A 14,514-nucleotide genomic window follows, 5' to 3' on the forward strand; every position below is an offset into this window, starting at 1 on the left:
ATAGGTTATCGCAAAAAACACTCGATGATGTCTTACTACGAGGCCCTTTAGCTCGTTCACCCGCAACCTTCAATTGATTCTATTTCCCTATGTTACGACAGGATAACGATAAGAAATGGGCCCTGTTCAGACATATAGCGCACGCATCTGCGCGATGCGTTTTGCCACCCGCTGCTGCAGGTCACGCGGCGATAGTACTTTTATGGCCTCCCCGAAGCCTAGCAGCTCACGCTCCAATTCGAAGTTGAGCACCACGCAGAAGCAGACAATCGTACCCGTTTCGTCTTGTTTCAACAGCTCCTGCGATGCATGCAACGGCTTGGTGAGCACATACGGTGCATGGCGTGGATGAACCCACAGCACCACCTTGCGCCCACGGTCGCGACCCGATTTGGTCACGCCGATAGTATCGGCATAATAGCGTTCGAAGTCCACTCCATCGTATTCGACAAACCCATTGGCAGCCATCTCCTGCACGTCTACCATACGGTCTAGCGCAAGGGTAGCCAGCACCTTGCCTTTTTTCGGCTTGGCAATCAGAAACCAGCGATTCCGGTATTCCTTCAATAAGTAGGGGTAGTAGACCCCCTGCGTGGGTGCAACCGCCTTGAACGATTGGTACTCGATTAGCAGGGGCACCCTGCGCAAGATCGCTTGGTGCAAGGGCGTAATGAAGTGCAGTCCCTTCAGTTGGCCATTTCCCTCAAACTGGATGTGGCTCCGGCCACCCGCGGAGCGCTGTTGCAAGGTATTTTCCAATCGCGCCACCAAATCACTCATGTCTTCGAAATACTGGAACCCATTCAATTGCCGGAGCACCGACACCACGTCACGCAGCTTCTCCATATCCGCATCGTTGATGGGTGAGTTGGAGATGCTGTAGTCCGTGTCGGCATACGTATAGTATTTCCTATCCTTCACCACGATGGGTGCGTTGTAGCCGAGCTTATCGCTCCGCATCAGTTGGATATCCGCTTGGATCGTACGCTTACTCACGCCGTCTTTGATGCCTTCGTATTCATATAGCGCATCCGAAACCTTTTCAATCAGGCCTTCCAACGTCCATTTGCGGTAACGGTTGCGCAAGCAGTTATCGATGGTTTTATAGCGGATGAGCGCAAGTTTATTGGTCGCCATAGCGAATGGTATTGATTTTCGTGCTTCAAATATAACCGTTCCACTGGCAACTACGCAATACAATTGCGCAGTTTTGACTATCGTTCGAATTATTCGAGAAAAGACAAAATTTATACCACTAAGAATCAATCACTTAAAACAAAATCAATCCGTTGTTTCAAGCTGCGCAAAAGTACTGCGTAGCACCACCCGCATCTTTGTACCGTCAGGAATGACAATTGTTCTTTGATAGCGATCCGAGTTGACACGCGGCCCTGGGGCATACGTTTCACAAGGCGTGGCAGTGTGGCCGCCAATGGTGCGCCACATACTGGCCGAGCGATACCCGGATGGTTCCATTAAGCTGCGGACGTGGGTTCGAATCCCACTGCCGGCCAAGGCCGGTATAACTCAAGTGGTTAGAGTACAGCCCCTATGTAGGTTCGAACGCAAGGCCTCACGAATGGCCGTGTTTGGGCCTAGCGGGACTGAGTAATCCTGCTTCCCATTTCGGTTTGGAATAGCAAAATGGCAATGCAAGTGATCAATAAGTTGGGCAGGCACGGCATCCGTGGTGCAACGGGCACCACAACTGCCGTTGGGCCTGCAGCCGGACAACGCAACGGAAGAGACCCTGGCCTCGGATGACCGATGCCTTCCACGCCAACCACCACGCCTCCGGGCGCGGTGGCCAGGCACAGCAGGAATAGGTCTCCCACACGGGAATACACCAGCGCCGCATCCGGCTCCGCCGCAACGACGGGAACACCCGGCATGCCCAACTTTTTTAACAAGAATGGATTAATTAAAACAATAACACTATGAAACGAGTAAACATCACCACCAACACGGTTGGCCTGGTTTTCAAAAACGGCGAATTGAAGCGCGTGCTGCAAAAAGGTGCACACTGGCTTTACTGGGGCGAATGCGTGCAACGCTTCGACATGACCAAAGCATTCTTGCCGGAGCAAGAGCTGCGCACGCTGCTCGCCCACGATGCCCTGGCCGCGCTGCTGGAGGTAGTCGATGTCGCCGACAACGAGCTGGTACTGGTTTACCAAGATCAACGCTTCGGCACTATGCTTACTGCGGGCAAATATGCGTTCTGGAAAGGTGTGGGCAACTACCGTTTCATCCGTACCGCCACCGACCAACTGGAGATTGCGGAAGCGATCGACCGCAACCTGCTGGGCAAGCAACCGCTTTACCAATACGTACGGGTGTATACTGTCGAACCGTTCGAAAAGGGGCTCCTGTTTGTAGACGGCAAGTTCGATCGGGTACTGGAAGCGGGGAATTACGTGTACTGGAAAAATACGATCACCACCACGGTGACCAAGGCAGATATGCGCCAATTGGGCATGGAAATCCTCGGGCAGGAAATCCTCACCAAGGATAAGGCGCAACTGCGCATCAACTTCACGCTCACCTACCAAGTGGTTGACCTGGTGAAAGCTGTGGTACACAACAAGGAGTTTGAGAAACAACTCTACGTGCTGGTACAGCTCGCCCTGCGCGAGTTCATCTCCAACAACGGGTTCGACGAGCTGATGGAAGGCAAGGAAGGCATGGCTGCGGCCGTGAAAAGCACCTGCGCCGCCAAGGCCGAAGCCTTGGGCGTACGGCTCATCGACTGCGGCGTGAAAGACATCATCCTACCGGGCGATGTGAAAGACATCATGAACCAAGTGCTCGTGGCCGAAAAACGCGCACAAGCCAATGGGGTTACCCGCCGGGAAGAAACCGCCGCGATGCGCAGCTTGCTGAATACCGCCAAGCTGATGGAAGACAACGCCATGCTCTGGAAGATGAAAGAGATGGAGCACGTGGAGAAAATCGCCGAAAAAATCGGTGAGATCACGCTCTCCGGTGGCGGCAACATTGTCGGCCAGTTGAAGGAGCTATTCTCCAAATAACTAAAATCACGTACCTTGCCGGGAGGTTTTGCTTTCGGCAAGGTTTTAATTATAAAAGCAATGAATACACCAACAAATCACCTCATCAATAGCGAAGAACTGATGGCTTTGGGGTACACCCCCGGCCGCGCCTTCGGCGTAGCGCTGCTCACCGCCAACAAACATGCGTCCCGGGGCAAGGAACTGCTGCTTGCGCAGCTTGCCGACGTACTGGCCAAGCCAGACGCCTTTGCGACCCACGCCGTATATGGCAAGCTGGCCAAGGCCCTCATCGAAGAAGCCAGCATTCCCGAAGACGCTTACATCCCCCTGCGGGATGCCGGCGCCGACTATGCCATCTATGGCGAACCACATATCGAAGCCAGCGCACGCACCCAGATGGACGTGGCCATGCAACTGCCGGTCACGGTAGCGGGCGCGTTGATGCCCGATGCGCACCAAGGGTACGGGCTGCCCATCGGCGGCGTACTGGCGGTCCATCATGCCGTCATCCCCTACGGTGTGGGCGTGGATATCGGCTGCCGCATGGCGTTGTCTATCTACGACATCCCCGAGGCTTTTTTCGAAGCGAACCCAGCACAATTCAAGCGGGAACTCATCGCGCAGACACGCTTCGGCGCCGGGCATGGCTTCAAGCCCTACGAGCGGGCAGACCACGCCGTGCTCACCGATGCGGCATTCGGGATGACCCCCTTTGTAGCCGATCTGAAAGACAAAGCCTGGGCACAACTGGGCACGTCCGGTGGCGGCAACCACTTCGTGGAATTCGGCATCATCGAATTCGCCAAGGCCGATGATGCGCTGGGCGTACCCGCGGGGAAATACGTGGCCCTCCTCTCCCACTCCGGTTCACGGGGCTTGGGTGCCACGATCGCCGGCCATTATACCAAGCTGGCCAAGGAACTGTGCCGGCTGCCCCATGAAGCCCAAAACCTGGCCTACCTCGGGTTGGATTCCGAAGCCGGACAGGAATACTGGCAAGCCATGACCCTCGCCGGCGATTACGCTTCGGCCAATCACGAGGTCATCCACCGCAAGCTAGCAGCAGCATTGGGTGCGGAGGTGTTGGCCAACGTGGAAAACCACCACAACTTTGCGTGGAAGGAACACTGGAACGGACAGGAAGTTATCGTGCACCGCAAAGGCGCAACGCCTGCGGGCAAGGGCGTGCTGGGTATCATCCCCGGCTCCATGACCGCGCCGGGCTTCCTCGTGCGCGGCAAGGGCGAGGCCGCATCCATCAACTCCGCTTCCCACGGCGCGGGGCGCCAGATGAGCCGTACCCAAGCCATCAAGACCATCAGCCGCGAAGCCATGAAAGCCACGCTCCAGCAACACGGCGTCACGCTGGTGGGTGCCGGATTGGACGAAGCCCCCATGGCTTATAAGGACATCCACACCGTGATGGCCGCACAAGCCGATCTGGTGGAGGTAATGGCAACCTTCACGCCCCGCCTGGTGCGCATGGCCGACGATGGCAGCCGGGAGGATTAAAACAGAATTAATAAAAAATAATTGTCCCCAAACGCAGACGCCGATTGTCTCTGGTATAAACAAAATTTAAGAACAAAAAATCCGTACCAATGAAAGAATTTTTGATGTTGATCCGCGAAGACGCCAATTACGGCGAGTTATCGGCGGAAGAAATGCAGGCCTGTATCGAGAAGCACTACCGTTGGGTAGAAACGCTCCGGGAAAAAGGCCAATTCAAGGAAGCCCAACCGTTGGAAGCCGGCGGCGCCCATATCCGCGGCAAGCAGCGGATCGTATCCGACGGCCCATTCCTGGAGGGCAAGGAATGCGTCAGTGGGTATTACATCCTGCTGGCCGAATCGCTGGAAGAAGCCATCGAGATCGCCAAGGGCAACCCCGATCTGGATTGGGACCGCGCGGTGGAAGTCCGCGAAATCATGCCGATGGAAGATTGACCCATGGACACCAGCGGACAACTTGCGGCGTACTTTTTCCGTGAACACTCGGGCAGGATGGTCGCATCCCTTGCCCGGGTGTATGGCATGGCGCACTTAGACACCATTCTCGATGCCGTACAGGACACCTTCGAGACGGCGCTGACCCACTGGCGTTACCACGGCCCGCCCGACCATCCGCGCGCGTGGCTTTCGCAGGTGGCCCGCAACAAGCTCATCAACGCCCTGAAGCACCATGCACGGTACAGCCACGCGACGGAAGCAGAAGCCCCGTTGCCTGCCCTGTCTACGACCGATCCGGATCCCGTGCTGGCAGACGAGGCCAGTACAGACGGCCAGATCCAATTGCTCGTGGCTTGCTGCCATCCGGCGCTGCGCGAGCGCGACCGCATCCTCATCACCCTGCACATCCTTTGCGGTTTTGGCATACCCGAGCTGGCAAACGCCCTGCAGATGAACCGAGAAGCGGTAAAGAAGGCCTTGCAGCGGAGCAAGGCCATCCTCCGGCAGAAGTCGCTCAAACTGGGCCAGCATGCTATTGCAGCCCTCGCCCCGCAATTGCCCACCGTTTGCACCATCCTTTACCTCCTGTTCAATGAAGGGTACAAGGCCACCCGCAACAGCAAAGGCATCGACTTCGACCTCTGCTATGAAGCCCTGCGCCTTACGAAGCTGCTGCGCCCCGTGGCGACTCCCGAAGCCGAAGTCGATGCGTTGCTTGCCTTGCTATTTTTCGGTGTCGCCCGCTTCCCCGCCCGCTTGGCCGCCTATGGCGATTGGATACCGCTGGAAGAACAAGACCGGTCGTTGTGGAATACGCCATTGATCACCGAAGGATTCCATTACCTCGACCAGGCAAAGCGCAGCGGCTACGCAGGTCGGTATTACCTCGAAGCGCTGATTGCTTCGCACCACTGTGCCGCTCCCCATTTCGCAGCGACCGATTGGAAAACCATCCATGACCTATACCAGTTGCTGGAAAACCTGGCACCCAATTCCACGCTCATCCGGCTGAACAAGCTCATCGCCAAAAGTTATGCCGTGGGGCCGCTGCCGGTCGCCATCGAACTGGAGAACTTTACCGTGGACGGGAGCCCCGGCACTGCATTTCTCCTTGCTGCCATGAAAGGGCATGTTTACCAGCGTGCCGGATGCGCCGCGCAGGCCTGCGCCGCTTATGAAGAGGCGCTATCCCTCGCACAGAATCCGCTCGATAGCCAACTCATCCGGAAGCGGATGGAAACGACTATTGCTAACTAAACCAGACAAACACAAGCCGCGGTGGCTTTTCAATAAACGAACTCAGAGAAGTTACCTATATTGCTCGTCGACGTAACTGTGACGGTATTGATCGGCTTAATTTCTAATCCAAAGCACCCCATTTTTACTTTTGTAATTGCTTATTTTCCCATCGTCAAGAAGTTCCTTGAGCGCTTTCTCCGCACTTTCAAGATTTGTTCCGATCAAAACTGCTGCGATGTATAACAAAGCGGAGTAGTCAAGGATGTCAGACTGTGGTTTCGTTTAAAAGAACTGACACGGTTGGCTTTTTGCCGTGTCTGTTGTCGATGATATCCATCAGAGTTTCCCTGTCCTGGTTGTCGAACGCCTGCAGGCCAACGTCATCTAGGATAGGCAGTTCCACGCCCGTGAAATCCCCGAATCTGCCGGTGGTCACCTATTAAATCTTTATCTCACCCAAAAAGCTAACGATATTTCCGGAAGTGACAAAGCATTTATCCCGGCGAAACGAATCAAAACTGGTCGATATCCGATTGCCATTGGATGGTATTGCTCTTGAGCATGCTCAGCAGAATATTCTGCATTTCCTGTACGAAAGGAACTTCATTGACCGTAGGGTCCACGCGCGAATTGAGCAATAGTACCGCGCTCATGCCGTTTGCATTGTCGCGCATGAAGCCGGTCCTTGTACCGGGCAGGCTGCCGTAATTGTATACGAGGTTTTGATCAGCCCATACACCGATACCCATTGCATAGCTTGTTGAAACTGCCGAAGGGGTAGTCAATGCCTTGAGCGATACACTGTTTAGGATTTCGGTCCGCCCGGCCATCCCATCTATCGATGTTATAAATCGGAGCACGTCACTGGCCGTACTGATCCACCCACCATCGGCATCTCGCCGCGGGAAGGCGATGTTGTATACGTAGGCAGCATCATTGCCCTGCCCATAGTACTTCACCTCCTTCTTTTTCCTTTCGGCCAAGGTCTTCCCCGCCAACTCGGTCCGAATCGCATCGGCATGCGCCGTCACCATATCTCTCACATAGCTGCCGTAGCTCTTGCCCGAAACTTGCTCAATAACCCGGCCAGCAAGCCAGAAGCCTACATTGGAATAATCGTATACAGTACCCGGCGCTTGTGGGTTTGGCCGTGTATTGACTACCCAATCCAGAAACTGATCATTGGTGTAGTTGGGATGCTGATCGATCACGTCGCCACCCGTTGTACCGCCCCAGGACCCGCTTGTATTTAACAATAGGTCCGCGACGGTTATGCCACGCAGGTTGGAATTATACGGTAGGGTACCATATAGGTTACCCAATATCCCGCTATCTCCAAAAATGTGGTCGGATAACGATAGCTTTCCCTCTTGTACCAAGCTCATTACCGCCACCCCCGTGTAGGTTTTACTAACGCTCGCCAGCCTGAATTGATGATCTGGCGTCACCTTTTCTTTCGCTTCAAGATCCGCGTATCCGTAGCCTTTTGCATAGACTAACTTCTCGTTCTTTGAAACGGCCAAACTGGCGCCAGGTATATCGTATTTGGCCATAAAAGCTTCCAATACATCGTCTACCACCTCAAAGTCTTTCTGTTCCGACTTACCCGCTGGCGGTGTACCCTCGTCCGGGCCATTGTCTTTGGAGCAAGCAAATAGTAGGCAGAACGCAAAGCTATATAAACCTAATCTATAAGTTATTGTCATATTATTTCAAGTTTATTGTCCGATTTATTAATAGTTGCATCATTTGTGTTTTCTGTATGTATATCGTAGATTATCCAAAAAGGTCATCAAATAATATTTGCTGAGGAACTCGTATGGTTTTTGCATAATGTTTTATTTGCAGTTCCAACGTGTAAGGTTTGCTTTTTGGCTTATCATGAAAAGCAAAAAACGAGCATCAATTAGTTGCATTGCGGCCCTGACTAATCTTGCTAGTTTCAGTTTCCTAAGAATCTACGGCCGAAAATTGACAAAAAGGTTGAAGGAGGCGTTGCCAACTCAAAATCCATTCGAGAATCTATACGATCTATTTTTTACCTTTAACCATATATGATAGAAAATACGGCACCGGATCACATCCACTATACCATATACCAACCGCCGGGAACGGTCCGCAAGGCGGCTGTCCTCATCCTGCATGGCATGCAAGAGCATAGTGGACGGTATGAAGGCTTCGCTAATCATTTAAAAACGCATGGCTATGCCGTAATGACGTATGACCACATGGGGCATGGGCGCACGGCAAAAGCGAACGCAGAATTGGGCTTTTTCCGCACGGATGATCCCGGCGGGCGCCTGGTGGAGGATGCGGAACGGATGGCGCGCTTCATGGCGCAGCGTTTTGCGGGTGAACGACTGATTTTGGTGGGGCACTCCATGGGTTCGTTTATTGCCCGACTCCTATTGAAGAAGGTTCCGCAGTATTTTGCCGGTGCGATTCTGATCGGAACGGGTGGACCGAATCCATTGGCAGCCCTATTTCGTCCGGTATTAGCTCTAGCGAATCTAATCTCACCGCAATGTCGGAGTAAGCAACTCAATGAACTCTTTTTGAAAATCAACAACAGAAAATTCAGGCATGAAAATCCGCATGACGGAACGAATTGGTTAAGTGTTGACCTTGCCAATAGAAAAGCGTTCCTTCGGGATGAGCTATGCGGGGTATACTTTAGCAACAATGCGTTCCTTGGGCTCATTTCCATCAATGTGGAAGCGACCAAATCGAATTGGGTAAAAAACCTTCCCAAAAACATGCCCTTGCTTTTTGTAAGCGGTGCACACGACCCCATCGGAGATTTTGGCAAAGGCGTGGTAAAGACCGTGCAGGCGCTACGGGAACGTGGCTTTGAGCGGGTTGAGCTAAAACTGTACCCCGGTATGCGCCACGAGGTACTCAACGAGGGCAATCGAAAACTGGTTTTCGACAACATCGTTGCATGGCTGGAGAGAACCAAGTAAACCGGCAGAGATGGAAACAGTGAAAAAGCTGGCCATCAATGTTTTGAAAAGAAAGCCTTAAGCAGTGCCAAGCATGGACCAACGGTAAACACTCATTGTAGCATTATCGTAGCACAATCCGTCTTTATAGACGATGACCAATGTATTATCCAATGAGATGTAAACATAATATCTTGCTATTTGCCGTATTGACAACAGGTTTGTTGATTGCCGGATGTGAGAAAAAAGAGCTTGCACCGAATCCAGAAGAACATGAAGAGTTTGTGAGGCTGGCCTACGCGGCCGATGAAGACGTTTTTCCGGAAGGATTTTACAGAGAAGAAGACCAAGCAAGCACTACGTACTATGTGAATACCATAAGCATAACGCCCCCACTGGATCGGGGAAATGAATGGATAGAATTGCACACCGACGACGAGCACCAGGCACGAACATGGGTAGAATTGAGCAGGGCGAACTCTTCGGGGCAGACCGTTCCACAGGGGGCATCGCAAACGGTTAAATACTTCGAATATCCGGCCCTGATGGCCAGCGGACATGTAATCCGTTTCCGGGTACATAAGTCCAGTTATTTTGAGCCGATGCTGGACAAATTCAACCGTGATAAAACCATAGGCCGCTATAACGGTGTGATGGATATGGCATCGGTAGCCGAGCTGATACAGTACCTTTGGGTGAACTATAACATGAGCATTGGGGGGTACCAGATCGGCGGCAATCGGGTTTTGGAAGCGGAAGGCACGGAGGATGACGCGAAGTATTCTTACCGCATCAGATTGCTTTCCATCACCTACGGCGACTGGGGGCTCCATGACGTAATCTATGTAAACGACTACTATTTTAGCCTTTCGAAAGCAACGGGCATACTTCGGCATGAAGAGACCGCGGAGATTGCAGAAATCCGCGGACATTATAATGAAGGAGGAATGTAAATCAGACAATGGCCACGACCACGAAATGGATACGCATCTATATTTCCGGAGACGGAGAACGTGCTGGACGAATTGATCGAGTTCATCAAAACCGAAAGGGAATGCTGCGATTTCTTTATATTTGGGCGCTCCATTAGCGGGAACCAAAGCGAGGCATGGCTTAACGGATGCCGATTGCGTAAAAGAATTTGTGACGGTGGAACTTGGACGTTAACATGAATGGAGGCAATCAGGTCAATTCCGATTTTTATACTGGCAATACACAAAGACGGTCCGGCAGTGTGGATAGCCGTCCATTTTAGTCGATATCGATAATATCCCCTGGTTTGCAATCTAAAACTCTACATATTGCCTCCAGTGTGTCAAACCTAACCCCTTTTGCCTTCCCTGTTTTTAAAATCGACAGATTGACTATCGTTAGACCTACTTTTTCAGACAATTGCGTCAACGACATTTTCCGCTTGGCTAACATTACATCTAAATTGATAACTATCGGCATATTACTAAATAAATGAGTCGTTTTCTTTCTTTATAGCTATTGCTGTTTTGAAGACTAATCCGAACGCCAACAGTGCCAATCCAATAAAAGTTTCAGCGGCAATAAATCCGACCCCCTTTTGCAACGAATAACCTGAATCATTGAGATTTAACTTAGTTATGCAGTTGATAAAGAGATGTTGAGTGATCGATCGCATTACAGGTAGTAGCATCAACATAGCCGAGCCCCATAAAATTAAAGAGGCGTTCCTCGTTGTAAACACCTTGTCCTTGCGAAACGAACTGAAGAGCCTTTTTATGCATAAAATGAGGAAGCCAATTAGTAGCCAATAAATTAGTTGAGAGGCTTGGTACAATAAAGCAGGCAGCGAAAATAGCTCATCGTAAGATTTAAACCTCAAATCCACAAGAGCTCGGTTAGTCGGCTGAACTACTACTTTCTTCCCAAACCAGTCATCTAAACTCCGTACCCTGCTATCGTCGTGAGGTTTAGCCTGTATATCATACACTGCATAGCCTTTTACACTGTTACTAAGTGCCGGAGCACCTGAATTAAATAACTTAGTCCCCAGAAAAGCGATATAAAAAAGCAATGCGATGGTGGTTAATAAGTCAAGTGACTTAATGGTTCTGCTATCAGAAAGTTTCATATCAATTGCGATTAACGGTTGGTAAAACTAATGATTATTTATAATAATACAATTAAAATTTAATGTTTTATTATAAATAACTCCATCTATGCTTTTCTACGAACAGACTCATGCTGACAAAAGGATTCCCCGATGATATCAATTAATGCGAAGAATCGGCTGAAATGCCCTGTATAGGTCCGATATACTTTCTGGCAACAACCAGGTTGGAAAATTTGATATGATGGGAGACTCCGGGCGGTGTCGTATCGTCGTAAAATTGGATCCACACGTAATTGATGTTCAGCTTCTCCGTTGTCCGCCAGCGAAACCCATCAAATGGCTGCCCTGTCGTATCGTTAAACCAGGAGTCCAAGTCCCAACGCCCATTCGGAAAACCGCCCCCCCAATGCCCTACTTCGATGCCGTCCTGCCATACCCGTAATTCGCCGTTGTATGCCGTGGACGGATGGTTGAGCTTGATCATCAGCTCAACGCACATCCAAGCATCCCAGATTAACTGCCTGGCCTGTGGGCTGCCGTTGACCATATCGTTGCCATAGCATTTCCCGCGGGCACCGGCCCGCATGTCTCCCCAATAAACGTACGTGTCCATGTTGGGCGCATTGACAGGCTCGTAACCTATTGCAATACGCGTATCGCCCATTCCGCAGGTACCTGCGCTGGGCTTTGGGTATGGGAGAGCCGGCTGGTACCCGCCGACCCAGACCGACTCATGATGGATGTATCCTTCCGAACTCGACGGATATTTCACATAGTATCGCACATAAATGACACTGTCAAATCCGGGATCGAACCTTTTGAAAAGGTGCCCGCCGTCGTTTTCGCCTCCTTGATTGGTCATCACGAGTGCAACAGCACCCTTAGCTGGAACGTCCACGGTGTCAAGTCGCATTCCTTCACCGTTCAACACATCATTATACCTAGCCTGTATATTGGCCAGGCCATCGCTGAATTTCTCTGTGAAAAGAACGTCGGCATTTTGTTCGATACCGATGTCACCGGGGTATTTCGCTGCGAGTGAACCCGCAGTGCCGCTGGCCGTAAGACTAGTTAAAGAACCGGAAACCCCAAAACCACCGAGTACCGCAAAGCAAATGATTGGCACCCATTTTTTGCCAGATCCACATCTGCTACTGATAAACACGCACATAGTCTATGATATATTGCTGTGGAAACACCGACGGGTCTATCTGGCCGCCCCATTCGCCCCCCAAAGCCAAGTTGAGTAGCAGGAAGTGGGGCTTTCTAAACGGATTATCTTCCCCTGTTCCGGCATCATCAATAACAAAGGAATGATACTTCTGATCGTCAAAATAAAAGTCGATAGCAGACTGACTCCACTCAATGGCATAAACATGGAAATCCTTAGCGGGCTGAACATGACTGAGGGTCCCCATTTTGGAAGCATGCTTTCTAGTGGCTTTATCTTCATAATGGGCATTCCCATGTACGCGTAAAGAATCATGCCCCACAAATTCCATCATGTCAATTTCGCCGCAGCGGGGCCAACCGATGACAGGTTCGTTATCCCCGAGGGTCCATATCGCGGGCCATACCCCCAATCCGCGCGGTAGTTTTGCACGGACTTCTATCCGGCCGTATTGCCAGGAGGCTTTTCCCTGCGTCACAATACATGCCGAAGTATAAGCTGTCTTTCCTGGCATAAACCGCCAATCCGTACTTTCCGGATTATGGAACTCGTTCGTCCATTCTTCCTTTCTACCTTCAATAATCAGAAAACCCTGCGCTATCCGGACATTTTCTCTACGGGCTACCGTGTAGTATTGCTCTTCGTTATTTCTCACAAGCCCTGTCTGATAGCTCCACCGGGCGGTATCGGGCAATCCGTCTATATCGAACTCATCTGCCCATACTAATTTTTTAAATTTTCCACTACCGCCTTTATACGGCTGCTGTGCCTGCGCAACGGCAATGAGCAGCCAGCATACAACGGTGAGACTTGCAATTTTAAACGTAAAATTTTTCATACACCTGACATTGACTAGTGTGCGTGGCGACGTCCGTGAAGGGCTGGCCTCGTAGCTGGGTTTCCATCTCTGCTATATACGAACTGATGCTATGCGGATAAAGATAGCGATAATTGTTGCAACCGTGTACCCGAGTTTTTACTGCGAATAGGACGATTGGATAGTATGGAAAGTTGATTCGCCAACTTGTTCGCTAGATACGCGGCAATTTGCGATATTAGCAGTCGTTTTCCATAACTCATGAAGAAACCCATCATCGTCATCAAATTTGGCTCAGCCTCGATTACTACGGCAGACGGGGCGGTAGACGAACAGATTATCGTGGAAATAGCGCGGCAGACGGCCAAGCTGCAGGAACATTACAACATCGTGCTCGTATCGTCCGGTGCCGTGGCGGCAGGAAAAACCTACATCCCCCGCTATAAGGGCACACTACCCGAACGCAAAGCAGCCGCAGCAATCGGCAACCCGCTGTTGGTGGGCATCTATGCCACGTATTTCAGGCCATACAAAATCGCGTTGGCACAGAGTCTCTGTGAGCGGCAGCATTTTGCCAACCGCGACCAGTTTCTCCAATTAAAGAACACCTATGAGACCCTGTGGCGTAACCACATCATCCCCATTGCGAATGAAAACGACGTGGTGAGCAACAAGGAACTTAAATTTTCTGATAACGATGAGCTCGCTACACTCATCGCCGTAGGATTCGGCGCTGAAAAGATCCTCTTCAGCACCTCGGTGCCGGGGGTATTGGATGCCGCCGGGCAAGTGATACGCGAAATCCCATTGATCGACAAGCAAGCCCTATCGTTGGCCAGGAAAGAAAAATCGGCCGTGGGCCTCGGCGGCATGACGTCCAAGCTGAATTTCGCAAGGATAGCCAACCAACTGGGTATCGAAGCAGTCATTTTCAGCATGCGAACGGAAGATGCCATCCTGAAAGCCGTGGCAGGCACAACCGGTACCAGCTGCCGGGCCCAGCCCAAGAAAATATCATCGCGCCACAAATGGATGGCTACCGGCAGCCTCATTTCGGGCAAAGTACGGATAGACAAAGGCGCCTTGGAAGCATTGAAAAAACGCCGCAGCCTACTCGCCGTTGGGGTCACGGAAGTAATCGGCGGCTTCATGACCGGCGAGGTGTTCCAGATCGTAGACGAACAGGGCCTCGTACATGCCGTGGCCAAATCCAAAATCGAATCGGCAGTGATCGAGAACACCGTCGACAAAAAGAATATTGAAATTGCACATGCGGACAACATCGTCCTCTTATAACCG

At 51.4% G+C, this 14,514-nt stretch carries 14 protein-coding genes; 7 read left to right on the top strand and 7 right to left on the bottom strand.

Features of this window, described 5'->3' with window-relative positions:
• Nucleotides 1–126 precede the first annotated feature (126 nt).
• Together ACEVG1_RS16635 and ACEVG1_RS16640 are read right to left on the bottom strand one after the other, a co-directional pair.
• A complete protein-coding gene (locus tag ACEVG1_RS16635) occupies nucleotides 127–1,137 on the bottom strand; it encodes a helix-turn-helix transcriptional regulator (protein WP_374744850.1) in 1,011 nt (336 codons plus the stop codon).
• A gap of 458 nt (nucleotides 1,138–1,595) precedes the next feature.
• The gene (locus ACEVG1_RS16640) at nucleotides 1,596–1,892 is read right to left on the bottom strand and encodes a hypothetical protein (RefSeq protein WP_374744851.1); all 297 of its coding nucleotides are present in this window, start codon (nucleotides 1,890–1,892) and stop codon (nucleotides 1,596–1,598) included.
• A gap of 45 nt (nucleotides 1,893–1,937) precedes the next feature.
• On the opposite strand from ACEVG1_RS16640, the gene ACEVG1_RS16645 reads away from it, so the two are divergent.
• The 4 genes from ACEVG1_RS16645 to ACEVG1_RS16660 all read left to right on the top strand — a co-directional run bounded on the left by ACEVG1_RS16645 (nucleotide 1,938) and on the right by ACEVG1_RS16660 (nucleotide 6,220).
• A complete protein-coding gene (locus tag ACEVG1_RS16645) occupies nucleotides 1,938–3,032 on the top strand; it encodes a slipin family protein (RefSeq protein ID WP_374744852.1) in 1,095 nt (364 codons plus the stop codon).
• A gap of 60 nt (nucleotides 3,033–3,092) precedes the next feature.
• Nucleotides 3,093–4,526 carry an RtcB family protein gene (locus ACEVG1_RS16650; protein WP_374744853.1) on the top strand — a complete coding sequence of 478 codons (1,434 nt, stop codon included), beginning with the start codon at nucleotides 3,093–3,095 and terminating at the stop codon, nucleotides 4,524–4,526.
• An 89-nt stretch (nucleotides 4,527–4,615) separates the two neighbouring features.
• The gene (locus ACEVG1_RS16655) at nucleotides 4,616–4,960 is read left to right on the top strand and encodes a YciI family protein (RefSeq protein WP_188506337.1); all 345 of its coding nucleotides are present in this window, start codon (nucleotides 4,616–4,618) and stop codon (nucleotides 4,958–4,960) included.
• A 3-nt stretch (nucleotides 4,961–4,963) separates the two neighbouring features.
• A complete protein-coding gene (locus ACEVG1_RS16660) occupies nucleotides 4,964–6,220 on the top strand; it encodes an RNA polymerase sigma factor (protein WP_374744854.1) in 1,257 nt (418 codons plus the stop codon).
• Between the two features lie 494 nt (nucleotides 6,221–6,714).
• Here ACEVG1_RS16660 and ACEVG1_RS16665 read toward each other — a convergent pair whose 3' ends face one another.
• Nucleotides 6,715–7,908 carry a serine hydrolase domain-containing protein gene (locus ACEVG1_RS16665; protein WP_374744855.1) on the bottom strand — a complete coding sequence of 398 codons (1,194 nt, stop codon included), beginning with the start codon at nucleotides 7,906–7,908 and terminating at the stop codon, nucleotides 6,715–6,717.
• Nucleotides 7,909–8,256: 348 nt separating this feature from the next.
• On the opposite strand from ACEVG1_RS16665, the gene ACEVG1_RS16670 reads away from it, so the two are divergent.
• Nucleotides 8,257–9,165 (top strand): alpha/beta fold hydrolase, encoded by a 909-nt coding sequence (locus ACEVG1_RS16670; RefSeq protein ID WP_374744856.1) that lies wholly within the window; start codon nucleotides 8,257–8,259, stop codon nucleotides 9,163–9,165.
• Nucleotides 9,166–9,317: 152 nt separating this feature from the next.
• Nucleotides 9,318–10,097: a hypothetical protein gene (locus ACEVG1_RS16675; RefSeq protein ID WP_374744857.1), complete on the top strand. Its 780-nt coding sequence runs from the start codon at nucleotides 9,318–9,320 to the stop codon at nucleotides 10,095–10,097.
• 298 nt (nucleotides 10,098–10,395) lie between these two features.
• Here ACEVG1_RS16675 and ACEVG1_RS16680 read toward each other — a convergent pair whose 3' ends face one another.
• From ACEVG1_RS16680 to ACEVG1_RS16695, 4 genes are all read right to left on the bottom strand, one after another.
• Nucleotides 10,396–10,596: a helix-turn-helix domain-containing protein gene (locus ACEVG1_RS16680; RefSeq protein WP_374744858.1), complete on the bottom strand. Its 201-nt coding sequence runs from the start codon at nucleotides 10,594–10,596 to the stop codon at nucleotides 10,396–10,398.
• 4 nt (nucleotides 10,597–10,600) lie between these two features.
• A complete protein-coding gene (locus tag ACEVG1_RS16685) occupies nucleotides 10,601–11,245 on the bottom strand; it encodes a DUF2975 domain-containing protein (RefSeq protein WP_374744859.1) in 645 nt (214 codons plus the stop codon).
• A 142-nt stretch (nucleotides 11,246–11,387) separates the two neighbouring features.
• Nucleotides 11,388–12,353, bottom strand: a complete 966-nt coding sequence (locus tag ACEVG1_RS16690) for a hypothetical protein (RefSeq protein ID WP_374744860.1) — start codon at nucleotides 12,351–12,353, stop codon at nucleotides 11,388–11,390.
• Nucleotides 12,354–12,378: 25 nt separating this feature from the next.
• Nucleotides 12,379–13,236: a family 16 glycosylhydrolase gene (locus ACEVG1_RS16695; RefSeq protein WP_374744861.1), complete on the bottom strand. Its 858-nt coding sequence runs from the start codon at nucleotides 13,234–13,236 to the stop codon at nucleotides 12,379–12,381.
• Between the two features lie 240 nt (nucleotides 13,237–13,476).
• On the opposite strand from ACEVG1_RS16695, the gene proB reads away from it, so the two are divergent.
• Nucleotides 13,477–14,511, top strand: a complete 1,035-nt coding sequence (gene proB, locus ACEVG1_RS16700) for a glutamate 5-kinase (RefSeq protein WP_374744862.1) — start codon at nucleotides 13,477–13,479, stop codon at nucleotides 14,509–14,511.
• Nucleotides 14,512–14,514 lie beyond the last annotated feature (3 nt).

The sequence above is a fragment of the Parapedobacter sp. 2B3 genome (assembly GCF_041925275.1).
Lineage (GTDB): Bacteria > Bacteroidota > Bacteroidia > Sphingobacteriales > Sphingobacteriaceae > Parapedobacter > Parapedobacter pyrenivorans_A.

Coding starts and splice junctions, on each gene's coding strand:
- proB (WP_374744862.1), top strand. CDS start 13,477: ATGAAGAAACCCATCATCGTCATCAAATTTGGCTCAGCCTCGATTACT.
- ACEVG1_RS16680 (WP_374744858.1), bottom strand. CDS start 10,596: ATGCCGATAGTTATCAATTTAGATGTAATGTTAGCCAAGCGGAAAATG.
- ACEVG1_RS16670 (WP_374744856.1), top strand. CDS start 8,257: ATGATAGAAAATACGGCACCGGATCACATCCACTATACCATATACCAA.
- ACEVG1_RS16650 (WP_374744853.1), top strand. CDS start 3,093: ATGAATACACCAACAAATCACCTCATCAATAGCGAAGAACTGATGGCT.
- ACEVG1_RS16660 (WP_374744854.1), top strand. CDS start 4,964: ATGGACACCAGCGGACAACTTGCGGCGTACTTTTTCCGTGAACACTCG.
- ACEVG1_RS16695 (WP_374744861.1), bottom strand. CDS start 13,236: ATGAAAAATTTTACGTTTAAAATTGCAAGTCTCACCGTTGTATGCTGG.
- ACEVG1_RS16655 (WP_188506337.1), top strand. CDS start 4,616: ATGAAAGAATTTTTGATGTTGATCCGCGAAGACGCCAATTACGGCGAG.
- ACEVG1_RS16675 (WP_374744857.1), top strand. CDS start 9,318: ATGAGATGTAAACATAATATCTTGCTATTTGCCGTATTGACAACAGGT.
- ACEVG1_RS16685 (WP_374744859.1), bottom strand. CDS start 11,245: ATGAAACTTTCTGATAGCAGAACCATTAAGTCACTTGACTTATTAACC.
- ACEVG1_RS16640 (WP_374744851.1), bottom strand. CDS start 1,892: ATGCCGGGTGTTCCCGTCGTTGCGGCGGAGCCGGATGCGGCGCTGGTG.
- ACEVG1_RS16665 (WP_374744855.1), bottom strand. CDS start 7,908: ATGACAATAACTTATAGATTAGGTTTATATAGCTTTGCGTTCTGCCTA.
- ACEVG1_RS16645 (WP_374744852.1), top strand. CDS start 1,938: ATGAAACGAGTAAACATCACCACCAACACGGTTGGCCTGGTTTTCAAA.
- ACEVG1_RS16635 (WP_374744850.1), bottom strand. CDS start 1,137: ATGGCGACCAATAAACTTGCGCTCATCCGCTATAAAACCATCGATAAC.